This is a genomic window from Sorangium sp. So ce295 (assembly GCF_051527405.1).
Taxonomy (GTDB): Bacteria; Myxococcota_A; Polyangia; order Polyangiales; family Polyangiaceae; genus Sorangium; species Sorangium cellulosum_B.
Genome location: NZ_CP150324.1, coordinates 1,460,507 through 1,484,540, shown reverse-complemented (window position 1 = coordinate 1,484,540; position 24,034 = coordinate 1,460,507). Strand labels below are relative to the sequence as shown.

At 70.5% G+C, this 24,034-nt stretch carries 21 protein-coding genes; 10 read left to right on the top strand and 11 right to left on the bottom strand.

All coding sequences use genetic code 11. The features are described from left to right. Position 1: 1 nt before the first annotated feature. The 4 genes from WMF11_RS05530 to WMF11_RS05515 all read right to left on the bottom strand — a co-directional run bounded on the left by WMF11_RS05530 (position 2) and on the right by WMF11_RS05515 (position 6,486). Positions 2-1,552: a condensation domain-containing protein gene (locus WMF11_RS05530; RefSeq protein ID WP_437976684.1), complete on the bottom strand. Its 1,551-nt coding sequence runs from the start codon at positions 1,550-1,552 to the stop codon at positions 2-4. A 67-nt stretch (positions 1,553-1,619) separates the two neighbouring features. Continuing rightward, positions 1,620-2,609, bottom strand: coding sequence for a hypothetical protein (locus tag WMF11_RS05525; protein WP_437976683.1), 990 nt, complete (start codon positions 2,607-2,609; stop codon positions 1,620-1,622). A gap of 38 nt (positions 2,610-2,647) precedes the next feature. Further along, positions 2,648-2,983, bottom strand: a complete 336-nt coding sequence (locus tag WMF11_RS05520; RefSeq protein ID WP_437907364.1) for a hypothetical protein — start codon at positions 2,981-2,983, stop codon at positions 2,648-2,650. 572 nt (positions 2,984-3,555) lie between these two features. Beyond that, the gene (locus WMF11_RS05515) at positions 3,556-6,486 is read right to left on the bottom strand and encodes a protein kinase domain-containing protein (RefSeq protein ID WP_437976682.1); all 2,931 of its coding nucleotides are present in this window, start codon (positions 6,484-6,486) and stop codon (positions 3,556-3,558) included. Positions 6,487-6,892: 406 nt separating this feature from the next. Between WMF11_RS05515 and WMF11_RS05510 the strand changes: the two genes are divergently transcribed. From WMF11_RS05510 to WMF11_RS05490, 5 genes are all read left to right on the top strand, one after another. Beyond that, complete coding sequence (locus tag WMF11_RS05510) at positions 6,893-7,741, top strand: SDR family oxidoreductase (protein ID WP_437976681.1); 849 nt, start codon at positions 6,893-6,895, stop codon at positions 7,739-7,741. Positions 7,742-7,752: 11 nt separating this feature from the next. Then, positions 7,753-10,086 carry a tetratricopeptide repeat protein gene (locus WMF11_RS05505; protein ID WP_437976680.1) on the top strand — a complete coding sequence of 778 codons (2,334 nt, stop codon included), beginning with the start codon at positions 7,753-7,755 and terminating at the stop codon, positions 10,084-10,086. Continuing rightward, the gene (locus WMF11_RS05500) at positions 10,083-10,346 is read left to right on the top strand and encodes a GIY-YIG nuclease family protein (RefSeq protein WP_437976679.1); all 264 of its coding nucleotides are present in this window, start codon (positions 10,083-10,085) and stop codon (positions 10,344-10,346) included. Before WMF11_RS05505 ends, WMF11_RS05500 begins: the two co-directional genes overlap by 4 nt. A 104-nt stretch (positions 10,347-10,450) precedes the next feature. Then, positions 10,451-11,086, top strand: coding sequence for a PH domain-containing protein (locus WMF11_RS05495; RefSeq protein ID WP_437976678.1), 636 nt, complete (start codon positions 10,451-10,453; stop codon positions 11,084-11,086). 36 nt (positions 11,087-11,122) lie between these two features. Further along, positions 11,123-11,341 (top strand): hypothetical protein, encoded by a 219-nt coding sequence (locus WMF11_RS05490; protein WP_012233609.1) that lies wholly within the window; start codon positions 11,123-11,125, stop codon positions 11,339-11,341. A 41-nt stretch (positions 11,342-11,382) separates the two neighbouring features. On the opposite strand, the gene WMF11_RS05485 is transcribed toward WMF11_RS05490, so the two are convergent. Continuing rightward, entirely contained in the window at positions 11,383-11,712 is a 330-nt protein-coding gene (locus WMF11_RS05485) for a DUF2325 domain-containing protein (protein ID WP_437976677.1), read from the bottom strand. A 253-nt stretch (positions 11,713-11,965) separates the two neighbouring features. Then, a complete protein-coding gene (locus WMF11_RS05480) occupies positions 11,966-12,295 on the bottom strand; it encodes a DUF2325 domain-containing protein (RefSeq protein ID WP_437976676.1) in 330 nt (109 codons plus the stop codon). A gap of 539 nt (positions 12,296-12,834) precedes the next feature. On the opposite strand from WMF11_RS05480, the gene WMF11_RS05475 reads away from it, so the two are divergent. Both WMF11_RS05475 and WMF11_RS05470 read left to right on the top strand, forming a co-directional pair. Continuing rightward, complete coding sequence (locus tag WMF11_RS05475) at positions 12,835-13,809, top strand: ferritin-like domain-containing protein (protein ID WP_437976675.1); 975 nt, start codon at positions 12,835-12,837, stop codon at positions 13,807-13,809. Next, positions 13,782-14,696, top strand: a complete 915-nt coding sequence (locus WMF11_RS05470; RefSeq protein ID WP_437976674.1) for a hypothetical protein — start codon at positions 13,782-13,784, stop codon at positions 14,694-14,696. Before WMF11_RS05475 ends, WMF11_RS05470 begins: the two co-directional genes overlap by 28 nt. Before the next feature lie 9 nt (positions 14,697-14,705). Here WMF11_RS05470 and WMF11_RS05465 read toward each other — a convergent pair whose 3' ends face one another. From WMF11_RS05465 to WMF11_RS05455, 3 genes are all read right to left on the bottom strand, one after another. Then, the gene (locus WMF11_RS05465; protein ID WP_437976673.1) at positions 14,706-15,338 is read right to left on the bottom strand and encodes a sigma factor-like helix-turn-helix DNA-binding protein; all 633 of its coding nucleotides are present in this window, start codon (positions 15,336-15,338) and stop codon (positions 14,706-14,708) included. Then, the gene (locus WMF11_RS05460) at positions 15,331-16,257 is read right to left on the bottom strand and encodes a helix-turn-helix transcriptional regulator (protein ID WP_437907343.1); all 927 of its coding nucleotides are present in this window, start codon (positions 16,255-16,257) and stop codon (positions 15,331-15,333) included. Before WMF11_RS05460 ends, WMF11_RS05465 begins: the two co-directional genes overlap by 8 nt. Before the next feature lie 98 nt (positions 16,258-16,355). After that, on the bottom strand, positions 16,356-17,444 hold the full coding sequence (locus WMF11_RS05455) for an RNA polymerase sigma factor (protein ID WP_437907342.1): 1,089 nt from the start codon (positions 17,442-17,444) through the stop codon (positions 16,356-16,358). 225 nt (positions 17,445-17,669) lie between these two features. Here WMF11_RS05455 and WMF11_RS05450 point away from each other — a divergent pair, with 225 nt between their 5' ends. From WMF11_RS05450 to WMF11_RS05440, 3 genes are read left to right on the top strand one after another with little or no spacing between them, the layout of a single operon-like run. Next, positions 17,670-18,791, top strand: a complete 1,122-nt coding sequence (locus WMF11_RS05450) for a hypothetical protein (protein ID WP_437907341.1) — start codon at positions 17,670-17,672, stop codon at positions 18,789-18,791. Beyond that, positions 18,785-20,446, top strand: coding sequence for a hypothetical protein (locus tag WMF11_RS05445; RefSeq protein WP_437907340.1), 1,662 nt, complete (start codon positions 18,785-18,787; stop codon positions 20,444-20,446). Before WMF11_RS05450 ends, WMF11_RS05445 begins: the two co-directional genes overlap by 7 nt. A gap of 35 nt (positions 20,447-20,481) precedes the next feature. Further along, positions 20,482-22,029: a hypothetical protein gene (locus tag WMF11_RS05440; protein WP_437976672.1), complete on the top strand. Its 1,548-nt coding sequence runs from the start codon at positions 20,482-20,484 to the stop codon at positions 22,027-22,029. A 215-nt stretch (positions 22,030-22,244) separates the two neighbouring features. Here WMF11_RS05440 and WMF11_RS05435 read toward each other — a convergent pair whose 3' ends face one another. After that, complete coding sequence (locus WMF11_RS05435; protein WP_437976671.1) at positions 22,245-22,835, bottom strand: SMI1/KNR4 family protein; 591 nt, start codon at positions 22,833-22,835, stop codon at positions 22,245-22,247. Positions 22,836-22,892: 57 nt separating this feature from the next. After that, on the bottom strand, positions 22,893-23,948 hold the full coding sequence (locus WMF11_RS05430) for an RHS repeat-associated core domain-containing protein (protein WP_437979277.1): 1,056 nt from the start codon (positions 23,946-23,948) through the stop codon (positions 22,893-22,895). Positions 23,949-24,034: the final 86 nt, after the last annotated feature.

The following is a 24,034-nucleotide window of genomic DNA, read 5'->3' as shown; positions in this document are numbered from 1 at the left end:
GTCACTGCCCCTCGACGGAGCGCGCGAGATCCGTGATCTCCTCGCGGCAGAGCTCGGTGAAGGCCTCGACGTGGGACCGGGAGAGCAGCCGCTCGCTGAAATCCCACGCGACGCAGACCTTGCCCTGCCGCCGGATGACGCCGCCGCTCAGAAGGAATACACGCTGTGTCGAGGGCGCGACCACGCTGGGCGCGACCACGCTTTCCTCGCGCACGAAGAACGCGCTGTGTCTCGGCAGGAGAGGCTCTCGCAGATCGATGTTCAGCGACACGTCAGCGTCCGGCAGCCGGCGGATGGCATCGACGCCGGGCACGGTGGAGGGAACCAGGTGCCTGAGCACACCGAAGGAGCGCCCCGAGGAGGCGGCCCTCTCGAGCTGCGCCCGGGCTTCCAGGGCGAGGGCACGGCGATCGGCCTCAAGCGGCAGGACGATGGGCACCGTCTCGCTGATCCAGCCCACCGTCCGCGCCAGCTCCCCGGATAGCCCGTCCTCGGTGCGCCCGTGCATCACCAGCGAAAGGTGGAGCGCGGCATGCCCGCTCCAACGCCGGAACGCTCTCGCAATCCCCGCGACGATGAGGTCGGTGATCTGGAGATCGCCCGCGCCCCCCCCGTCGCGCAGGACGGGAAGATCCTCCAAGGCGAGCAGGACCTGGACGGAGTGCTCCTCGGTGTTGAGCGGATCGGCCGGCGACGTCCCCGGCAGCAACGGTGAAACAAGGTGCCATGGGAGCGACAGCCAGCGTGGGACCTCCTCCGGCCCACGTCGAGCCCAGTACGCGATGCTCTCTGACGAGTATCGCGCGAACGACAGGGTCGGCGGCGCCGGGGGCGGGTCCTCGCCGGCCCCCTTCGCCCAGCACGCGTAGGCCTCGACGAGGCTCGCCATGACCATCCGGAAGGACATGGAGTCCACCAAGAGGTGATGGGCGATCACGCAGAACCAGGCCGAGCCTGTGAACACATCACGGAAGAGCAGCACCCGGAAGAGATCGCCGGGCAGCGCGAGCGCCTGTTGCGCCGCCCGGCTCTGCTCCTCCATCCACCGCGACGCCATCGAGGCGGAGAGCGCACCGGGGATCTCCAGGACGCGGAGCGGCCGGACCTCCCGAGGCGGGAGGCATACCTGCTCCACGCCGCCGGGACCGACGCAGACACGGAGCCGGAGGCTATCGTGCCGGGCCACGACCAGATCGACGGCCCTCGCGAAGGCGTCCACGTCGACCGGCGGGAGCAATCGATACACGTGGCTGACGACGTTCCACGCCGAGAGGTTCCGGACGCGCCGGACGAAGTAGGAGTAGCGGTTGGCGAGCGCCGGCACACGCGCGGCTTGCTCCTCGTCCGGCGCAGGCAGAGCGGATGTCCCCGCGCTCTCCGTCCGGACGGCGCTCAGCCTCGCCGCGAGCGTGGTCGCGATCTCGTCCAGGCTGTGGGATACCGAGAGATCCCTGGACGACAGCAGGAGGTGAAACTCATCGTGGATGCCCGCGAGCAACAAGATCAAGGAGAAAGAGTCCGCCCCCAGCTCCTGCAGGGGCCGATCGAGCACCGAGGCGCGCGCTCCTACGGTCGCCCGGGAAACGCGGACCAGCCTCCGGCGGACGTCCTCCAGCATCTCAGAAGGCCCCCGCCGTGGAGGCCAGGACATCCAGCATCTGGCGCCACTCTGCCTCGAAGCCTGCGTCCATCGCGGCCCAGTCCACACCTTGGGGTCGAACCAGGATCTCCACCATCATGCTCTCTCGCCGCCCCTTCGTGCGCGCAATGAATTCATCCACCTCGCGGGCGACACGCGCGCTCTCGGGCGCGCGCTCCTGGACGAGGTGCTGGGCGAGCATCAGCAGGTGCAGGTTGCCCAAGTTGACCTCCTTCAGGTACGATCTCAGGAGGCGCTGCGTGACATCCCGGCCCCGGCCGCGAGCGGCCTGAAGACGCCGCAGGTGGCGGCGATCGACCGAAGCGCCGGGCTGCAAGCTCGACCCATTGATCATGCGCAGCAGTGAGGTCGCGTGCGCTCCAGCCGGGCTGGGGCGTGCTCGAACCCGCATTGCCCAGAGCCCCGGCTCCCGCAGCATGGATCGCACATCGCCGGCTCCGGCCAGGGAGAAGCGCTCCAGAAGAGCCCCGAGCTCGACCTTCGGGAACCGGAACTCCTGGTAGGTGGTCCGCTCTTCGTACGGGGCGGCATCCGCCGAGTCCAGAAAGACCAGATCTTGCTGCTCCTCGCGCAGGACGAGATGATAATGGACAGCCTCGCCCTGCCCCACGGAGCTCGCCTCCCCTCCTCGGACCCGTCGAGCCGCCGGTACGAGCACGGGCTCCCCCGCGGCGACGGCACGCTCGACGGCCTCTCTCACCTGGTCGGGGCCACGACAGGGCTCAATCAGGAAATCGACGTTGAGAGCCGGACCCGCCACTTCTCCGACGAAGGAGAAGTGCCCGCAGTCCTCCGACGAGAAGTGGTCGCCGATGCCGTGGGCCCTGTGTAGCGAGAGGAGGAGAAGGAACGGATCCCCGGTGCCGGGGGCCGCGAGCTCGAGCAGGTGAGCCTGAGGTCGCAGGAAGCAGTCGATGGCATCCCAGCCGAATGCTGTCCAGATCGCCATGGCGACGGCGCTACCTCACTCCGAGTTCGCGCGAGAGGTCACGCGCCAATGTCGATGATCATGGCGTCCAGCCTGAGCCTCTGGAGGGCGAGCCTGGAATGCGCCCTGTAGATCTCGGCCCACTCGGCCTTCAGCTCCTCGGGAGACGACTCCTTCAATGGCTGACCGTGGAGCTCCGGATGCAGGGCGTGAAACTCGGCGTCCGCGCCCCGGAAGATCTGGAATAGCGCACCGTCCTTCCCGTCCGCCATGACACGCTTCGACATGGAACCGTACAGCACGTTCACGAGCGCCGAGCGAAGAACCTGGCTCTCCCGGAGAGCACGATTGCCGCCGTCGGCCGCCGCCGAAACATCCGCATCCTTGCTTGTCATCGGTTACATCCTCCGCGTGAAGTTGAGACCCCAATCCGCGGCTCCGGCTGGCAGTGTCGTGCCCGCGCGTGAGCCCTCACCACGGTCGCCGACAAGCTTGCGGTCTGGGCGAATGGCGAGTCAAGCATTTTCAGGCTACCGGCGCGGTCGCATACAAATGCTCCATGGGCTGTCAAGCTCAAATTTTATTGATTCCCCGTGCCGGCATTCCCCGCGATCCGCGTCACGCCGCGCAGGGCATTGGGCGATAGGCGACGGCGCCGCAAGCTCACGCCAATACTACAGTCGTACTTCGGCGAGGCAGCCGCCCCCGTCCAGCCCCCGCAGGCCCGCGGGTCTCGTGCATGGTCACCGCCGCACCCCGGACAGCTCGGCCGGACGCCGCTCTTCTGCACGAACTAGCAGCGCTCGGTGACGTCTGGGCATCCGCCTGGACGGAAATTTCTCGAGCGCGTGGGCAGCCACTTCGCACGCGGGGCGACGAATCGGTGGCCTCGTCTGGAGGAGATCATTCATGTGGTCCACGTGCCAGAAGGCATTGAGTCAGGAGGCACCCAACGATCCCAGCGCGCTCAGCGCGCGGGCCGGTCGAGCGCTGCGAGCGCCTCCTGCGCGCCCCGGTGTTTGGGATCGAGCCGCAGCGCCTCCTCGAGGTGCTTCTTCGCCTCGGCGAGGAGCTCGGCGCGTCGCTGCTGCTCCTGCTCCTTGTCCGCCAGCGCCCGGAGGTACAGCGCCATGCCGTGCGGCGCCTCGGCGCTCCCGGGATACGCCTCCTTCGCGGCGAGGAACTGCGCCCGCGCGCCCTCGAGGTCCTGCCGGGCGAGCAGCTGCCGGCCCTTGCCGCACAGCGCGCTGGCCAGGATCGTGCGCCCTATCGGGTAATCGTTCATGGCGAGGGCGGCTCGCGCCATGTCCACCGCCCGATCGTGCTCCTCTCTCCACGTGAGAAAGTTGGCGTAGTTGCCCTTGGCCCAGGCGGACTTCGGATCGAGGCGAACGATCGCCAGGTAGGTGTCCTCCACCGCGTCCCACTCACGCATGGCCTTGTAGACGTCGGTGAGGATGTCGTAAGCGCGCGCCAGCACCTGCGGGTTCTTGCTGGTCTCGATGATCCGCTTCGCGCCCGCGAGGGCCTCCTCCGTCTTCCCCTCGCGCTCGGCGAGGGTGGCCGACAGGAGGATCACATCGTCGGCGTCGCGGCGGAGCGCCTCCGCGGCCTCGACCATCCTGCGCGCCTCGCCGTGGTTCTTCTGGAACATGTAGGCCCAGCCCTTGACCACATGGGCGTCCAGGCATCCGGGATCGAGCTCCAGCGCCTTGTCGGTGTGCTCGTGGGCGCGCACAAGGCTGTCGGGCTCGTACTCGTTGCCACGGAGGTAACCGCTCTTGTAGGCGACGCGGCCGAGCGCCGCGTGGGCCGGCGCGTAGGCGGGGTTCGCGCGGATCGCCTGATCGAGCAGCGCGCGCGCCCGCTGGTAGACGCTCTGCGATCTGGCCTCGTCGAGCAGCGCGTTGGCGTCGCGGACGAGCGACGCCTCGACGGAGGGCGACGGCTCGGGGGCGATGGGCGCAGGCGTGTAGTCGGCGGGCGGCACCGGCGGCCTCCACACCTTGCCCGGCGCCGCCCAGATGCGGATCTGGTTGTTCCCGCCGCCCGCGGCGAACTGCGCGCCGCCCGGGTGGAAGGCGAGCGCGATCACGCCGTTCAGGCCGGCGCGCAGCTCTCTCCTGAGCTTGCCCGAGTAAACGTCCCAGACCCGGATCATGTCGTCCTTGCCGCCGCTCACCAGGGTGTCGCCGTTCGGTGAGAGCGCGAGCGACCAGACCTCGTCGGTGTGCCCGGAGAGCGTGTTGAGCGGCTTCCGGCTGCCGAGGTGGGAGAGGCGGATGGTCCGATCGTCGCTCGCGCTGATCACGGTCTGGCCGTCGGGCCCGATCACGATGCGGTTCACCGGGCCGGCGTGGCCCGAGAGCACGCCGATCTCGCTGGCCGTCTCGACCGACCAGACCCGGACGGCCCCGCGGTCGTCGCCGCTCAGGACCACGCGGCCGTCGGCCGTCATGGCGACGGACATGACACGCCCGCCGTTCTGGAACGTCTTCTCGTTCTGGCCAGTCCGGATCGAGAACACCCGCACGGTCCCATCCATGCTCGAGACGGCGACCCGGCCGCCGTCGGCGGACAGCGCGAGATCGGTGATGACCCCGGCGCCGGCGTCGAGCGTCTTCAGCGGCGCGCCGGAGTCGACGTCCCAGAGGCGCACCGTCGAGTCGGCAGCAGAAACAAGTGTCTTGCCGTCCGGCGTGAACGCGATCCCTCCGATGCGCTTCGTGTGCCCGGCGAAGGAGCGCAGCGGCTGGCCGTCGTCGAGGTTCCAGAGCTTGAGCGCGAGATCGTTGCTGCCGCTCGCGAGGCGCTTGCCCCCCGGGTCATAAGCGACCTCGAAGATCGCGGACCAGTGGCCCGAGAGCGTCCGCAGCGGGGCGAAGGACGCCCGTCCCTTCGCTTCCTTCGCGGCGGTCGTCATCGCGGGCGTGCCGGGCGTGCCGGGCGTGCCGGGCGCGTCGCGCGAGACGGCCGCGGTGGGGAGCGGAGCCGATCGGGTGCGATGGACGACCAGGGCGGCGCCGCCGGCGACCGTGAGGCCGAGGGCGACCGCGGCCACCGCGAGCAGGCTCCGCCGGGGGCCGCGTTCCGCCGGACGATCGAGCGCGAGGAGCGCTTCCCTCGCCGTGGCGAACCGGCGATCCAGGTCGGGATCGAGCATGCGATCGAGCCAGTCGGCGAAGGGGGGCGAGACCTGGACGCTGCCGCGGACATCGAACCGCATGCCCTTCTGGGGCAGATCCGCGGGATCGCGGCCGGAGAGCACGTGCAGCAGCGTGGCGCCGAGCCCGTAGAGATCGCTCCCGGGCGCGGCGCGGCCGCGGAACTGCTCCGGGGCCATGTAACCGTACGTGCCCACCACCGTGCTCCCTCCCGACGTCGTGTCCCGCGCCTCCCCCACGGCGCCGAAATCGACGAGGTATACGGAGCCGTCCTCGTGGCGGAGGAGGTTCTGCGGCTTGATGTCGCGGTGGACGATGGGCTGGCTGAAGCCCTGGAGATAAAGCAACGTCCGCAGGACGTGCCGCGCGATGGTCGTCGCCTCGGCCTCGTCGGCGCGCCATCCGTCCTTGACCCAGGCCGAGAGCGGTCGCCCCGGCGCGAGCTCCTGCACCAGATAGAAGCAAGGCCCCTGCGCGCCGTCGAGCTTGAGGTAATCGATGTAGCGAGGAATGCTGGGGTGGGTGAGGCTCGAGAGGACCCTCGCCTCGCGCTCGAACAGATCGAGGGCCTTCCACTCCGCGTGCTTCCAAATCAGGAGCTGTTTGACGGCGACGCGCCCCCCGGTCGAGAGGTCCTCCGCCTCGTAAGTGATCGCGTTGCCGCCGCGGCCAAGCACGCGAACGACGCGGTACCGATCGGCGATCACATGCCCTTCGAGGTACGCAGAGTCCATGAGGAGCGAGAAGATACCATGCGGAATGCGCTGCTCTCCGCGCGGTCCGCGCCGCCGGAGCGCCGGAATCGTGCCCCGAGGCGAGGGCGGCTCCGGGGCCCAGGGACGTCGTGAGGACACGCAAATGACCCAATTCGTTCAACAATGCCTCGCTCGAGAGGCGCAGTCGCTCACGTGAGCAGCGCCGGCGTCGCGCAGCGGGATCGGCGGTCCGACCGCGCGCTGGCCACGAGGCGCCTGGCAGGCGCGCCGGGCGATCGCCGAGCCGTGGAGCACTCCGCGCCAGGCGCCGGAGCCGGACGGGCAAGCGCCCCCGAACGCCGGGGCCTTTCTGCCTGGGACGCCGGATACCCCCCGGATCGCCCAGCGTGTGGCGGCGCCCGCTGAGCCGTTGTAAACGCGGGGCGTGACCCAGGTGCGCTCGATCTTCGCCCCAGGACTCTTCGAACGCCAGGTGGCGATCGTCACCGGCGGGGGCAGCGGCATCGGCCTCGCGTGCGCGCGTGAGCTCGCTTACCTCGGCGCGAAGGTCGCCCTCTGCGGCCGCCGGGCCGACAAGCTCGAGGCCGCGGCGAGCACGCTCGCGGGCGACGGCGTCCCCGGCGAGGACGTGCTCGCCGCGCCGTGTGATATCCGCGAGCCGGAGCAGATCGCCGCCTTCGTGGGCCAGGTCCTCGGGAAATTCGGCCGTATCGACGTCCTCGTGAACAATGCCGGCGGCCAGTTCCCGAGCCCGGCCAGCGAAATGACGCCGAAGGGCTGGGAGGCGGTCGTCCGCAACAACCTGAACGGGACCTTCTTCATGACGCGCGAGGTCGCGAGGCGCGCGATGCTCCCGGCGCGCCGCGGCCGGATCGTGAACGTAACCGCGTCGGTGAGCCGCGGCTTCCCGGGCATGGCGCACACGGGCGCCGCGCGCGCCGGCGTGGAGAACCTGACCCGCTCGCTCGCCGTCGAGTGGGCGGCGCTCGGCATCCGGGTCAACGCGGTCGCGCCCGGCAGCAACATCCGGTCGAGCGGCACATCGCAGTACGGCGACGAGCTGCTCGAGCTCGCGCGGCGCGCCACGCCGCTCAAGCGCCTCGCCACCCCCGAGGAGGTCTCGCGGCTCATCGTGTTCCTCGCCAGCGACCAGAACGACTTCATCACGGGCGCGGTCTACGGCGTCGACGGCGGCCAGCCGCTCTGGGGCGACATCTGGTCCATCCCCGAGCCGGACGGCGCGCCGGGCGCTCCACCGGACGTGAAGGGCTGAGAGGGCGCGGCGTGACCTATCGGCCCCCGTCCCCTGCCGCCGCGCGCGACCCCATGTCCAGCGCGCTCGACGACGACACGACGACGCCGTACGGGCCGCCGTCCTCCGGGCCGCCGCCGTCCTCCGGGCTGCCGCCGTCGGCAGGGCCGCCCGCCACGCCGTCCTTCCTCGGGGACGCCGCGCGGCGCGTGCGCGACTACTTCCTCGCGCTCGACCCGACCTTCGTGTCCGCGATCGCGCCGCTCGCGCTGGTCGCCGTCATCCTCTTCACCCGCGCACCGTCGACGAACTACATCTTCGACGAGCAGGAGGCGCTCCTCGCCAACCCGTACGTGAACGCGAAGGGCGGGATCGGCTTCCTCGACGCGATCCACCGCGATTTCTGGGGGCTGCCGCCCGACCGGAGCGTCGGCTCCTACCGCCCGCTGCCGAACTTCCTCTGGCGCACGATCTGGGCGGTCACGAAGCAGCCGTTCTTCCACCACTTCTACAACGTCCTCTTCCACGCGGTGAACGCCGCGCTGCTCACGTGCGTCACGTTCTGGCTCACGCGGCGGCGCGGGCTCGCGTACCTCACGGGGCTGCTCTTCGTCGGCTGCGCGGTGCTCACGGAGGCGGTGAGCGGCATCGTGGGCATCGCCGACGTGCTCGGGGGCATGGGGGCGATCGCCGCCCTCGCCGCCCTCGCGCTGCCCGCGTGGGCGATGCCGTTCGGCGTGTTCGCGGCCGTGCTCTTCGGCCTCTTCTCCAAGGAGAGCGCGCTCGTCTGCGTGCCGCTCGTCCCGTTCGCCGCGCTGATCGCCGCGCCGCTCACCCACCCCACGCGGCCGGCGCGGTTCGTCCGTGCGCTGCTCGCGCTGCTCGCCGCGGCCGCGGCGTTCGTGCTCTACGTCGAGCTCCGGCGGCGCTGGTTCCCCGCGCCCATGCCGGCCGAGCTCGCCGCGCCGCTCCCCGAGGGCGCGCCGCTCGTGAAGCGCGCGCTCCACGAGGCGCTCGTCTGGTTCCACCAGGCGCCCCTGCCGCGCGATCCGCTCAACAACCCGCTCGGCGCCGCGGACATGCCGCACCGGATCGCCGGCGCGCTGCGCGTCTACTGGCGGGGCCTCACCCAGCTCGTGTTCCCGTGGACGCTGAGCGGCGACTACTCGTACCCGCAGGAGCCGGTGCCGGATAGGCTCGTCTTCTTCGGCAGCGTCGCCGGCGCCGCGATGATGGTGCTGCCCCCGCTCGGCTCGCTCGCGCTGTGGATCGCGGCCCTCCGCCGCGAGCACCTGGAGCGGCGCGAGCGGCGGTCGGTGCGCGCCGCCTTCCTGGTGGACGGCGGCCAGGCGACGTCGCGGAGGTGGCCGCTGCTCCTCGCGGGGGCGCTCCTCGCGATCGCGGCGGCGGCGCTCGCGGCGTACGACTGGCACGTGCTCCGCCCTGCGGGGCGCGTGCCGCTGCTCCGGGCGCTGCCGCTCGTGCTCTGGCCGCTGCCGTTCCTGCCCGCGTTCCTCCTCGGGCTCGGGCTGCTCGTCGAGGGCGCGCGCCCCCTACCCTGCCCGGCGACGGCGGACCGGAGCGCCTGGGTGCCGCTGCGCCGCGGCTACGCGGGGCTGTGCATCGCGGCGATCGGGCTGACCTGGGTCGTTGTGAGCTACTTCCCGCACTCGAACATCCCGGTCGTCCTGCCGACGGTGCGCGCCGAGCGCTTCTGGTACTTCCCGGCCATCGGCTCGTCGCTCGTCCTCGCCGTCGCCTTCTCGTGGCTCCACGAGGCGCTCGCGGGCTCGACCCTCACGCCGCGCGCGCGCTGGTCGTGGAGGGCGTGGGTGACGCCGGCGCTGTTCGTCGTCTTCTTCGGCTTCCAGTGCGCGCAGGCCTACCGGCACGCGATGGACTACCGCAACGACCTCGATTTCTGGGCGGCGACGAAGGAGGCGGTCCCGAACAGCGCCAAGGCGCACCTCAACTACTCGGTGATGAAGGGCGCCCGCGGCGACCTCGAGACCCGCCTCGCCGAGAGCAAGATCGCGATGGATCTCGCCCCGACGTGGCCGATGGCGCACGTGTACACGGGCGACACGCTCTGCCGGATGCACCGCCCCGACGAGGCGTTCCCGCACTACAAGCGCGGCATGGAGCTCGGCCCGAACGAGCTGAGCCTGATCGCGCTCGCGCTGCAGTGCCTGCACGACGAGCAGCGCCTCGCGGCGCACGACGCGGAGCTCCGGCGGCTCGCGGAGGAGCACCCCGGGACGTGGCTCGCGTACCTCGCGACCGACACGCTCGACAACGGCGCGACGCACGGCGGAGTGGACCCGAAGTACCGGCCGCGGGGCTACAACGAGGGGCCGAAGGAGTGACCGCGGGCTGGCACGTCTACATCCTGCGCTGCGGAGACGGGTCGTTCTACACGGGGATCGCGCGCGACGTGGAGGCGCGCTTCGCGCAGCACGCGGCGGGGCGCGGGGCGCGGTACACGCGCGGGCGGGGGCCGCTCGCGGTGGTCCACGTCGAGGCGGCGGCTGACAGGGGGGCGGCCCTGCGGAGGGAGGCCGCGATCCGGCGGCTGGGGCGCGCCGGGAAGGCGGCGCTCGCCGCCGGGGGCCAGGGGTCAACGTGAACGTTTACGTAAACGTGAACGTGAACGTTTACGACCACGTAAATGTTCGGATGTAGGACAACGCGGCGCGAGGCTTGGTGGTTGCCGTGGATCTCACGCCCGGGATGTCGACTAGAATCGTCGGGGTGAAGCCCTGCCCCTTCTGCGCGGAGCAGATTCAGGACGCCGCGATCAAGTGCCGATTCTGCGGCAGCATGCTCGACGAGCGAGCGCCGGTGGCCGCGGCCCCCGCCGCGCCGCTCGCCCCCGCCGCCCCCGCTGGCGGCGCGCTCGCCCACGCTGGCAGCGCGCTCGCCCCCGCCGGCGGCGCGCTCGCCCCCGCGCCGGGCGCGGCGCACGTCCTCTTCGAGGGGACTCCGAGCTGGAAGGCGTGGTTCTGGTCCTACCTGGCGGCGGGCGTGCTCTCGCTCGTGCTGGTGGGCCTCATCTGGCTCGGCATCCTGCACTGGAAGCGCAAGAGCCTCCGCTACAAGATCACCGATCGCACGATCGACTACGAGGCCGGCCTGCTCACGCGCCGGATCGAGACCCTGCAGCTCTGGCGGGTCCTCGACATCGACCTCCGCCAGACGTTCATGCAGCGGCTGCTCGACGTCGCGGAGATCCGCGTGTTCACGAAGGACGCGAGCGACCCGGAGCTCGTCATCCGGGGGCTGCCGGCGTCGCGCGAGCTGTTCGAGGCCCTCAAGAACGCGGCGGAGCTCGCGCGCCAGCAGCGCGTGCTCGGCGTCGTGCAGTGAGCGCGGCCCACGAAGACCACATCTCGGAGCCCGACCATGCCCCCGAGGCGATCCCCGCTCGACGAGCTCCCGGACGTGCGCGACGGCCTGACCCGCGCCGAGCGCATCATCCTGTGGAAGCTGTCCGAGCTCGAGAAGGAGTTCAACGGCCGCAACGTGCCCACGGCCACGCTCTACGGCCGCGTCGTGGAGCACATCGACCTCTCGGTCCCCGAGTTCCAGCGCCTCATGCAGCGCCTCGTCGGCGTGCGCTGAGCGCTGCGTGGCGTGTCCGCGCGCTGGCGCGGCGCCTCCCGTCAGGCGGCCGCCTGCTCGATGGCGGCCCGCAGCGCGGACACGGACGCGCTGCGCAGGTACACGACCTGAGCGCCGTCCGCCGCGAGGCTCTGCATCTGGTCACGCAGCGCGTGCGAGACCATCGTCACCATGATCACGATGAGCGCGATCCTCCCCACGCCGTGGCGCGCGCCCGGCGGCACGCGGTTCTCGTAATGGCGCAGCGACCAGCCGTGCTTCTCGGCCACATCGCGGTAGCGGCTCGACATGCCGCCGCTGCCCCCGATGACCAGCACCGTCTGCTCCTCGCGCCTCCCGTCGCTCCCCTGACTCCGCCGCTCCGCCTTCATGCGATCTCCCTGGAGCAAGGCGCAAGCCACGCTCTCCAGCTCGCCGTTTCTTGCAAAACCCTCGGTATCGGGCTCTATTCCTGGGCAAATTGTCCTCGAATCGCAAAGGCCCTTGTCTCCGTGACAGCGCGGGCGTCGGAGCGCGGGACAGACATGCTCGAGGAGGGGCGGAAGAGGAGAGCAGCAGGAGAGGAGGCGCGACGCCGGCTCCGGGGGAGAGGTCCTCTCCTCGCCGCGGCGGCGCGACGTGGTGTCAGGCGGCGCGCTGCTCGATCGCGGCCCGCAGCGCCGAGACGGAGGCGCTGCGCAGGTACACGACCGGGGCGCCATCCGCCGCGAGGCTCTGCATCTGATCGCGAAGCGCGTGCGAGACCATCGTCACCATGATCACGATGAGCGCGATCCTCCCCACGCCGTGGCGCGCGCCCGGCGGCACGCGGTTCTCGTAATGGCGCAGCGACCAGCCGTGCTTCTCGACCACATCGCGGTAGCGGCTCGACATGCCGCCGCTGCCCCCGATGACCAGCACCGTCTGCTCCTCGCGCTTCCTGTCGACCGCCTGGGAACGCCGCTCCGCCTTCATGCGATCTCCCTGGAGCAAGCCGTAAGCCACGCTGCTCCAGCGGCCATTTCCGCGCAAATGTCGCGGCTCCGGCCTATTCCCCGGCAAAATGTCGTCGAGTCACCGAGGCCTCTGTCATCGTGACATCGCGAGCGCGAGGACCCGGCGCTGCGCCGCGGCCGCCACGAGGATCGGGGAATATTCTCCCCCTCGCGGCAGTTCCTGCCGGCGCGCGCGGCCCGGGCGAGGAGATGGATCGCAGGCGCTACCGCGAGCGTCCCGCCAACGCCACGAGGGCGCCGCGACGACGACCCCTCGGTGCGGAAGGCAAACCCACCGGCACCGAGATAGCCCGACATGCCGTCCCCACTGCCCGCGGCCGGGGTGCGCCCGGTGGAAGGGCGCCGGATGCGGGCACGAAGGCGGGAACGCCGGAATAAAATTCAACAATATTCCATGTTGAACGCTGCAGGATGGCTCTCTCCTGGCGGACGCCACGGCGTTCCGCCGGCGACGTCGAGCTGTGGTAGGGAGCGGCGTCCCCCCTGCCCCGCCCTGCCATGATGTCTCCCGCCACGCCGCCCAGCGACCCGCCTCCGCCGCCGCCCGGCACCGTCGAGCGCTGGGCCTGGGATTACGTCCTCTCGACCGACCTCGAGCACAAGCTGTCTCCGCCGCCCGTGCCCTCCCTCTGGGAGTCGGATGCCACGCTGTCGGCGTCGGGCGCCGCGCCGGCCCCGCCGCGGCGCCTCGAGCGACCTGGGCGGCCCGCCGCGCTGCGCATCTCGGAGCGCGCGCAGAAGAGCCCGGGGCCCGAGGCGCTGCGCAACCCGGCGCGCCGCGCGCAGCTCTTCCACGCGTTCCTGCACCACGAGCTCCAGGCGGCGGAGCTCATGGCCTGGGCGCTGCTCGCCTTCCCCGAGACGCCGCGCGCCTTCCGCGGCGGCCTCGTCCGGATCGCCCTCGACGAGGCGCGCCACATGCGGCTCTACGCCGCGTACCTCGCCGCGATCGGCCACCGCTTCGGCGACTTCCCCGTGCGCGACTGGTTCTGGACGCGGGTGCCCGCCGCCGCGTCGCCCGCGCAGTTCGTGGCCGTGATGGGCATGGGCCTCGAGGGGGGCAACCTCGACCACACGGCGCGCTTCGCCGAGCGCTTCCGCGCCATCGGCGACGTCGAGGGCGCCGCGCTCACGGAGCGGGTCTGCGCGGAGGAGATCCCGCACGTGCGCTTCGGGGTCCGCTGGTTCCGCCGCTTCACGCAGGCGAGCGGGAGCGCTGGCCAGGCGGCGCCTTCCACGTCTGCCGCAGGCGATCCGGCCGCCGCGGGTGAAGCGGCGCCGCGCGGGCCGGATGACGTCGCGCAGCGCGGGCCGAGCGATTTCGAGGCCTGGGTCCGCCACATCCCGCCGCCCCTCTCGCCGCTGCTCATGCGGGGCGAGCCGATGAACCGCCGCGACCGCAGCCGCACCGGCCTCTCCGAGCCGTTCCTCGACGCGCTGGCCTCATGGACCGAGCGAGCGCCTGGGTCCTGAACTTCGACGCCGACGAGGAGCTGGCGCGCCCCGCGGGGTACACCCCGCGCGCCGCGGTCGCCGGCCGGGCTCCCGAGCTCGCCGGCCGCGTCTCGGCCCTGCTGCGCCCCGGCGACGTCGTGCTCAGCCCCGAGCTCCCCTCGCCCCTCGTGCCGCCGGCGCCTCCTGGAACGCCGCTCGTCGGCCGCGCGTGGTGCCCCACGCCCCGCGCCCTTCGCCTCCTCGGCCGCGCCGGTGTCGCCCTCGCGGAGGCGCCGCCGCTCGAGGTGCTCCGGCGCGTCAACCACCGGAGGTTCTGCGCGGACCTCGGCCAGACGCTGCCCGGCGCGCGCTATGTCGCCTCGCTGGCCGAGCTCGAGGCCGCGATCGCGGAGCCCACGCCGACGGGCCACTGGCTGCTCAAGCGGCCGTTCGGGTTCGCAGGGCGCGGCCGGCGCCGGGTCGCCCGCGGGGCGCTGCCGCCCGACGCGCGGCCCTGGGCCGTCGCGTCGCTCGACCCCGCGTCGCCGGACAGCGGCCTGCAGGTCGAGCCCTGGGTCGAGCGCCGCGGCGACTTCTCGCTGCACGGGCACGTCGCCCGCGGCGGCGCGGTGCGCCTCGGCGACCCGTGTGTGCAGCGCTGCGACGCGAACGGGGCGTACCTCGGGGCCGCCCTGGCCGGCGAGGGCGACCTCGGCGACGGCGAGCGCCGGGGGCTCGTCGAGGCCGCGTTCGAGGCGGGGCAGGCGCTCGCCGGCGCGGGCTATTTCGGGCCGTTCGGGATCGACGCCTTCCGCTGGGAGGACGAGCAGGGCGCGCTGCGCTGGAACCCGCGGTGCGAGATCAACGCGCGCTACACGATGGCGTGGGCCATCGGCATGGGCAGCGCGCGGCCTGACCTGGAGTGACCGAGGCCGTCAGCCCTCACTGCTCGGCTCCCGAAGCGGTGACGTGCTCGCCAACATGCTCCTGATGGCTGGCAGCGTCGGGGCATCGTTCAAGCGCAGCACCCTCCGGAGCCGCTCTCTTCCGCGCGCCAGACGCTCCTGGATCGTGCTGGGGTTCTGACCGAGCTCGGCCGCAATCTCCTCCGCGGTGAGTCCCAGAGCGAAGTCCACCACGACGTCGCGCAGCGCGGGATCGATCCGTTCCAGGTTGCGGAGGCTGAGCCGCGCCTCCACGCGCCCGGACGGCGACGACATCGGGTCATCGATCGCCGAATACGCATAGGAATCGCGGCCTTTCTCCCACCGATTCTGGAATTCCCTGTAGTGCGTCGTATGGTGCCACACGACCACATCCAACCAGCGTCTTGTCGCCTGCTTCATCGACAGGTGCTCGCGCGCAGGAACGCGTCCTGCCTCAACTGTCTTCCATACGGAGAGCAGGATCTCCTGCATCACATCATCGCGATCGCACTCTGGAACCTGGAGCCGGCGCAGCCTGTCCCTGATCATCGAACTTTGCTGCACGATGACATCGAATGTAACGCGTGCCCCGGGGCGCATGGCCACGTCCTCCGCATCCGCGGCACGGTGGCGCTCACCCATGGCGCCCTACTCCCGGAAGTGTCGTGTTCAGCGGAGAGCGCTCTGCTTCCTCCCAATCCGACGCGTCGGCGGAGCTCGCCCCCCCTTCGTCACGCTGTAGCGGGATGCTCGCCAACGTCCCAGCTCGACGGGCGACCTCTTCCCCCGTGGCGGAGCGGACAGGGAGCGGCGACCGAAGCCGCGGCAGCGGTGGCGGCGGGAGCTTCGCCCGCGGGCTCCTGGCCGCGAGCTCGGGAGACGGCACCACGGGCGGAGGAACGTCGGGCGCGCGGGGAGGCATCGTGAGCGGAGGCGGCGGCACCGAGCTCGGCGCCGGTGACGACGCGGAACGCGCCGAGCTCTCGCGCCTGGTGACGGGCTCGCCGACCTGGATCACCGCGGTCTCCTCTGCGTCCGCCCGGTAGTCCTCGTGCAGCCGCCACAGGCGCTCCCAGTACCGGGCGGGTGTGCCGGTGAACGCCTCCAGCTGCCGGGCAAGGCCGGGGGTCATGGGAAGGTCGCTCCTTAACAACTGCTCCACCTCCCTCGTCGATAGCCCCGTGCTCTCGGCCAGCTTTCTCCTCCACGAAGGGTTTGTCGCGCAGAACGACTCGAGGACCCTGCCTGGCCCGGGAATGGGGCGCGCGCGGACGTTTGTGAGCTCTGCGAGCGCCGCATCGATGTGGCAGTCCAGCAAGCGCCGGTATCGGTCCCGCTCCGCCGCAGCCTGCTCCTTCGCATCGGTGAGGACTGCCACCTCGTCATCATGCGCGTGCTCGCGCGCCTCGCGAAGCCCGCGCTCGCGTCCCAGCGCTTCGCGCGCGGTGACCGCGAAGCCGATCGCGACGCAGGCTATCATCGCGAGCCCGAGCGGCGAGATGAGCCACATCGCACCGAGCACATCCTCCATCGTCGTCATCGCGTTTCGTTTCCTGGACATGACCGTTCTTGTCGGGAACAAGGCGGATCGTCGCCTTGTGCTGTCCGAAGACCTCACCAGCGTCACCGCCTGCTTGCTGTCAGAGGACAGCCGAGGGCTCAGCGTAGCTGTCGGAGAAGCGCTTCGCGCTCGGCGGCGAGCAGCCCATCGGGGAACTCCCGCGCGTGGACGTTCAGCAGCTGGAGCGCCTCGACGTCGGCCATGGCGTTGCCGGCCTCGACAGCCCTCCGGGCCTGGTCGATCAGGCTCCTCTCGTGCTCGCTGACGGTCGGTCGAACGGCCCTCGCCGGAGCCACGGGCCGGCCGTTGGTCCTCTTCGAGGGAGCGGGTGTGCTGCTCGCAGCCGGCTGCGCGCGTGCGCTTCCTTGATGCCTGACCGACGAGATCTCGTGCGCGATCGGCGCAGAGGGCGCCGCGGCGCCGTGCGCGCCGCCTCGCGCAGGGGACGCCCCAGCATCCTGCGCTGCGGGTGGGGTGACAGGGACGCGGACCACCGCCGCCCCGAGCCATGATTCCAGGTCGGCCAAGGGCGGCACGGCGGAGACGATCGCGCCGGTCAGCAGGACGAGCGCGCACTGAACGAGGATCCTCACGCCCAGATGGCGCAGCGAGGCCACCCACGACGCGTGGCGGCGGAACCCCAGCGCGAGCGACAGGAAGGCGCGATCGTCCCTTCCCTGCGAGCGCTCCCGCGCCTGCCATCGCTCCCGCTGCACCCGGAGCTCCTTGTGCGCCCGCCAGTGTCGCGTCTTCACCGTGGCCAGCGGCAGCCCCTGCTCGGCGGCGATCTCAGCGAGCGGGACCTCCTGGAGATCGTGCTTGATCACGAGCTCCCGGTACTTGGGATCGAGCTGGTCTATCAGCTGCCGCGTGAACTCTTCCTGCTGCCGTCTCCGGAGCAGCTCTTCCGGCGTGGGGCACTCGTCTCGGAGCTCGCACTCATCGAACGACGTCAGCACCTCGCCGCGGAAGCGCGCGTCACGGACGTGGTTGCGCGCCTGGTTGACGGCGATCGTGACGCGGTACGGGGCCGGGTCTCCCCCCGGGTCGAGCCGCTTGTCGGCCTCCAGCCCCCGCAGCAGCGCTTCCTGAGCGACATCCTCGGCGCTTCGCGCCGGCACGCCGTGGCGCCTGGCGAGGCGCCGGAAGAGCTCGAAGCCGGGGGAGACGGTCGCTGGCTTGTCCACGGTAAGCAGCACACTTGAGCGGGTCGAAAGGCTTCAAAGAAATGAACCGCCGAGCAATTTTGGTCGGACAATGTAGTACAAAGCAACACCATTAATCACATCCAGTCGGGCATGGCGTTGGCTGATCGCATTCAATTAACCGACCGAAAATTCTCACCAAAACGGACTAAATCTGGCGATTTCTGTCGGTTGACGCCAAGAGGACGGCATCACTAGCGTGACTGGATGCGTTACATCGCGCATTCGCTCTCGATCTTTCTTGCGCTCGGGATCGCGACAGGCCTCACGCGCTCCGCCAGCGCGGACGACATTCAAGCGAAGGCGAAACCGAGCGGCAGCTCCTCGGTGAAGGACCATGTTCGCCGCGGTCAGAGAGCGCGTTATGCCGGGCTGTGGGTCGAGGCGCACGCCGCCTACAAGGCTGCTTTCGAGGCCGCGGACCCCGCGACCAGCACCGAGCGAGAGCGCGCGGAGCTTGCCGGTGAGCTCGGCCTTTGCGAGGTCGCGCTGCACAGGTACCGCGACGCGGCCGAGCACCTCTCCAGGAGCCTGCAACAGCGCGAGACGCTGCCGGACGCGCTCCGGCGCCGATTCGAGGCAGGTCAGCGCGAGGCAGCGAAGCACATCGCGACGCTCGTGCTCGGGGTCGATCCGCCCGACGCCGAGGTGTTCATCGACGGCGAGCGCATCGGCGAGATTGCACGGACCTACACACGCTTCTTCGAGCCGGGCAAACACATGGTGCGGGCCCGCGCACCGGGCCGTGAGGACGCGCTCCATTCGTTCCTCGCCGTGGCAGGCGCGGAGCACGAGATCACGATGCAGCTGCCCCGCAGTGCGGCGAGCAGCGCCAAAGAGGCGAGCAGCGCCAAGGAGATCGCGACAGCGGCGCCGTCCTCCGCACGCAGGTTGCCCGCTGCGCGCGCGCAGGCTCCTAGCCCGTGGGCCTCCTGGCCGGGGACGCTACGCATCACGGGGATCGCCGTCTCGACGGCAGGCGTGGCCGTGGGCACCATCCTCATCGTTCGGGCGGGCAAGCTCGATGACGATCTGAGCGCCCGCAGAGCTCGGCTCCAAAGCGAGCCGTCATCGAGCGCGTCGATGTGCTGGCAAGCGCCTCGGAGCTCGCCATGTGGCGAGCTGGCGCGCCTTCAGGACGCGCGCAACACGTACGGCCGGGCCGGGCTGGCCACGGTGATCACGGGCGGTGTCCTCGGGGCCATGACCGCCGCGTCATTCTTCACGGACTTCTCTTTCCTGGGACTCGAACCGGCTGGAGACCGAGTCCATGTCTCGCCCGTGGCGAATGGGAGCGAAATTGGCGCGCGAATCGAGGGGAAATGGTGAACACGCAGGGGGCCGAGAGAACGGCGGCGCTGGCAGGCCGAGGCGCCGTGAGGTCGGTCATCGCTCTGGCAGTCTGCTTGTGGGGAGCTGGCACGCTGACAGCTTGCGCTAACTATTCCGATGATTGCTCGGAAAAGCTGGCGTGTGCTCCCGAGACGGAGCCTCCGCTCGACCCGTGCGCGGGAGACCCCAGCACAGCGCCAGCGCTCGACAAGTGCGGCGTGTTCGTCAGCGAGCACGGCGACGACGAGCACCCCGGCACGAAGGATGCGCCCGTGAAAACCTTGCAACACGCGGTCGGGCTCGCCGCGCACGGACGAGGCCACGGCGAGGCAGCGACCCGGCGCGTGTACGCGTGCGGCGGGAGGTTCGAGGAGGCGCTCGCGTTGCCCTCGGGCGTCGATCTCTGGGGCGGGCGGCTCTGCGAGGACGGCGAGTGGTCGTATGAAGGGTCGTTCGGCGGGCCGGATCACCCGACGATCATCGCTCCGGCGGTGGGGATCCCGCTGCGGGTCCTCGGGGGGAACGACGGGGGCATCGCAGGGGACGACGCGACCTCCGTGATCTTCGGCGTGCGCGCCGTGGCGGCCGACGCCTCCGCGAGCGATGGAAAGTCGTCGATCGCGATGATCTTGAGCCAGGGCGCCAAGGCGAGGGTGGCGTCGAGCGATGTCATCGCGGGCGACGGCAAGGATGGGGAGGCGGGCAAGGACGCGCCGAGCCATCGAGCGACCGACGGCGAGCTGGGGAACGACGGCGCGCCCGCCTGCACCGTGGACGCCGCTGTGGGCGCCCTGCCGGTTGTCAACTCCTGCGAAGACGGCATCGAGTCGACGGGCGGATATGGCGGCGACGGCGGACTCGACGTCGGCGGCGATGGCGCACCGGGAAAGCCGGCGCCCGCGGAAAATCCGCAAGGCTACGGGGTTGCGGGGCTCGGCGCGGGCAGCGATCCATGCACGAAGGGGGCAGACGGCGCGCCCGGTGCAAGCCGTGGCCGCGCTGACGGCGCGGTAGGTGAAGGCTACCTCAACATCTACGGATGGGTCGGCGTCCGCGGTAAGGATGGAGAGAAGGGCGGCGTCGGCCAAGGGGGGGGCGGCGGGGGCGGCAGCAAGTCGCGCGGGCCCATGGTTGCGTGCCCGGTAGGCCGCCCCCAAAGCGGTGCGGCTGGCGGCTCGGGGGGGAGCGGGGGTTGCGGCGGCGACGGAGGCAGGGGCGGCGGCTATGGCGGCGCGAGCATCGCCATCGTCGCGCTGGAGGACTCGGAGCTGGAACTCAACGCCACGAAGGTTGTCGCGGGCAACGGCGGCAAGGGCGGGGTCGGCGGAACGGGTCAACCGGGCGGGCACGGCTGGACTGGTGGTCATGGGGGGGGAACGAGAGGTGATATGTGGCCTGCGTGCCCCGGAGGCCAAGGAGGCGACGGCGGCCACGGCGGTGACGCCGGTGGCGGGCTTGGCGGCGCCGCGATCGGCATCGCGTACGTGGTCCCCCATCTGACCATCCTGCCGGGCACGACCTTCGAGGTTGGGCCAGCTGGAGAAGGCGGCCCCGCAGGCAACACCGATGTCAATGACGAGGTGGGCAAAGGCGCGCGCGGCCCACGGGGCCACCTCTATCCTTTCGGTGCGGCGAACGAGCCGCCCCGTTGAATCGTTCACCGCGGCGCCGCCGTCGAGGAATACCGATGATGTCAAGACGCACGATTGTCCTGCTCCTGGCACTCCCTCTCGGCACGATCGGCTGCGGGAGCGCGCCAGGCCCCATGGATGCCGATGGACCGCCGTGTGCGCTCACGTCGTCGTGCCAAGACGAACCACCGCCGGAAGCCGTCTGTCTCGAGCACCTCGCGGCCGATCGGTTCGACGACGGCTGTGGCGTGTTCGTCACCGGACCCTTCTTTGGCGGCGACGATGCGAATCCAGGCACGAAGGACAAGCCGGTCCGCTCTCTCCATCGTGCGATTGCCCTGGCACGCATCGGTCGAGGAAGGGTGTTCGCGTGCAACGACGCCTTTGAAGGAGCCGTCGTCCTACCTTCCGGCGTGGACCTCTACGGGGGCCTTGATAGCCAAACGTTTGAACGCTTCAAGGAGGATGTCACGACCGGCATCGTCGTCCGTGAGAAACCTTTCGCCATTGCCCTTACCGTCGAGCCGGCGGGCGCCGGCGACACCGGGGCGGCGGATGGAGTCTCGAGGATCGACCACATAGACCTTGCGGGCGGAAAATATCTCGGGATGCTCGTTCGGTCGGGCACCGCGGTGGAGCTCACCCGGAGTTACATCAGCGCATCCTACGGGAATGGGGGTGCCCCCGGAGAGAGGTGGCCTGGGCCGTATCAGGCACCCGACGGGGCGCACGGCATCTACGGCGGAGATGCGTGCTCGGCGGCCACCGTCGCCGGCGGGCCCGCGGTGGTGAACCCGTGCGAGGGCGGGCTCCCGAGCGTCGGTGGCAAGGGAGGCGACGGGCGCGCCGACGGCGCCGGAGATGGGGAGGCCGGCGAGCCCGTTCCCGCGCCGGACCCCGGACACGATGGGCAAGGAGGACTCGGCGACCGCGAAGACGTTGGCTGCTACAGCGGCGTTGCCGGGAAACGCGGGAAGTGGGGCGCCGCCGGCGCACCCGGCGAGGGCATCGGGCGGCTTGCCGAGACCGGATGGGAGGGCGACAAGGGAGCCGAGGGCGGCCGCGGCATGCCGGGCCAGGGCGGTGGCGGGGGAGGCGGCCGTCGCGGCGGGCTCGCCGTGTGCGACGTGGCCTCCAAGGGAGGCGCCGGCGGTGGTTCGGGCGGCGCGGGGGGCTGCGGCGGTCGAGGCGGCCGAGGAGGCGGGAACGGCCAGCCGAGCATCGGCATCGCCGTGCTTCACGCCAAGCTGACGGTGCGCGACAGCGTGATCGAGACGCTGGCTGCGGGGCCGGGCGGCGATGGCGGGGAGCCACAGCAAGGCGGCGACGGGGGCCGAGGCATGCCAGGCGGGGCCGTGGGGGACGGCACTTGGTCGTGCGGCGGCGGCGAAGGAGGCCGAGGAGGCGACGGCGGCTACGGCGGCCCGGGGCGCGGCGGCGACTCGATCGGCATCGCCTACCTCGACGAGGACCAGCTTACGCTGGAGGGCGTCAGGTATGAACTGGGACCGCCGGGTAAGGGCGGCGTGAGCTGGGATTGGTCTGGCGACGAGATCAGGGGGGAGGATGGCGTCGCCATCAAGACGCTTCGCTTTCGCGAATAGGTGCGGTCATCGGTCAAGGCATCAACGAGAGAGCCTTGACTTCATATGTTACGGCGGTGTCCCACGTCCACGTGGTCGTCCGGCTCTCCGCGCCGTCCTGGTCCACGCGCATGCGCGGTCGACCGGCCGCGTTGCTGGTAAAGGTAGTCGTGCCCCGATCATGGTCTGCGATCCACCGCGCGTGCCGCACCTCGTCGGAGCGCTGAACGGGCGGTTCAGCTGGTCCGTCCACGGTAGGGCACGCCGATTGGACGGCTTCGAAGTCGCGCGGTCATCGGAGCCCTGGTGAACGGATTGATCCCTGAACGCTCCTCAAATGTGAACAGCCTCTCCGCGAGTGAAGCACCATTGACCCAGTCAGCCATCCAGTCATGAAGCGATATCTGCGTGTCGGCGAGGCCTGTCTCGTCCAACATCAGCACATGTCCAGTGTCTTCGTCGATGCACGACCATGTGCCGCAGCCCCAATCGCAGAGAGGGACTACCTGCGCAGGTACACCAGCACCCGTAGGGTCTGCGAAGAGCTGTTCGCGGAGCTCTACGACCGATCGACCGTCGTCATCAACTTTGCCTCCCGGTAAGCCAATGAGACCATTCGCTGGACCGAATCCACCATTTCCGACCTCTTGGAGCAGCCTTCGGTGCAATGGGTGGAGCTTACACTTCAATGCTTTCTCGGCTCGCTCCACCTGCTCCAATGTGGCGCACTGAGCTAGCTCAGGCGTGTCTCGGTCCGGCCAATCCGTGCGGGTCGTCGGATCTGTTGCTCGTCTGATGATCGCGCCAATAAGGGTGTCGTCTTTCATGATTAGAACTCGAATGCATGCTTTCCGGTGACGCGGCCTCCGAGGCCTTCGATAAACTCAGTGCATCCACCGGGGGCCTGTGCAAATGGTGCTGGTGGTTACGCCGCACGTAGGTGTCAGGCCGAGCTCTCCGGCTCCGAAAATTGCGGTTGGCTCAGCATGAACTCCTGGCATCGGTGGTGCTGGAGTCAGCCCGAGCCTCTGAGCCGCAGCGATTTGAGCGGCGGATAGATCGCTCGCGCCTCCAGCAACCAGCGTCGGTCCTTCGGCCGTTTCGACGAGCACAACCGTTCGTCTGAAGTTCATCGGCACACGTTCGACGTTGGCAATATGCTGAGCGAGCTCGCGAGTGGCTCCTGCCCCGCGTACCGCCCCCGCCGCAACCGCCGATCCCTCTGCTGCCCCGAGCCCCCGTCCCATCCCGAAGACGGTGGCCGCGGCGAGCACCATCGTCTTGGTCCCCGCCGCGCCCGCTGTCCGATAGTCATCCGGATCGATGGCGAGGGTCGTGTCCGCCGCGCCGCGGCCGACGTGGTAGAGCGGGTTGACGGCATTGAGCGCGCCGACGAGGCCGTCTTCGTCGTAGCCGTCCCACCTCGCGCTGGCGAACTCGTAGCCGCTGTACATCCCGAGCGTCAGCGCATTCAGCACGAGCATCCGCCCGATCCCTGTTCCGAGGTCGCGCGTCCCCTCCGCGGCGCCCAGCAAGGTCTGGCCGACGACGGTGCCTGGGCCGCCGACGCCCGAGTGCTCCGGCGATAAGGTCACCGGCTGCGGCACGTACCCGGACGAGCTTCCGGTCGTGCCCACGTCGATAGGCGCCGTCGTGGCGCCGACCTCCACCGCCTCGTGCGGCCCTTCTTCAGGCTGGTTTGCTTTCGGCGGCGAGTAGAAGATCTCCACGGCATAGTGTTCCGGGCGCACCATCGAGTAGACCGGCAGGATCGGCGCCTCCACCGGCTCTTCCTGGAACCCGCTCGGATCCACGTGATTGAGCGGACTGTTGCGCACGTAGCTGCACGGATTCCAGCTCTGTCCGAAGGACTGGATCGAAATGATCAGGTCCGTCGTTAAGAACCGCCCGATCCTTGGATCGTAGATCCTGCCCTTCATGTTCACGAGCCCGAGCTCGTCGTCGCTCTCGTGCCCGGTGACCCCTTGCGTCGTCTCGCTCGGGAACGACGCAGGCGGGCGCTCCC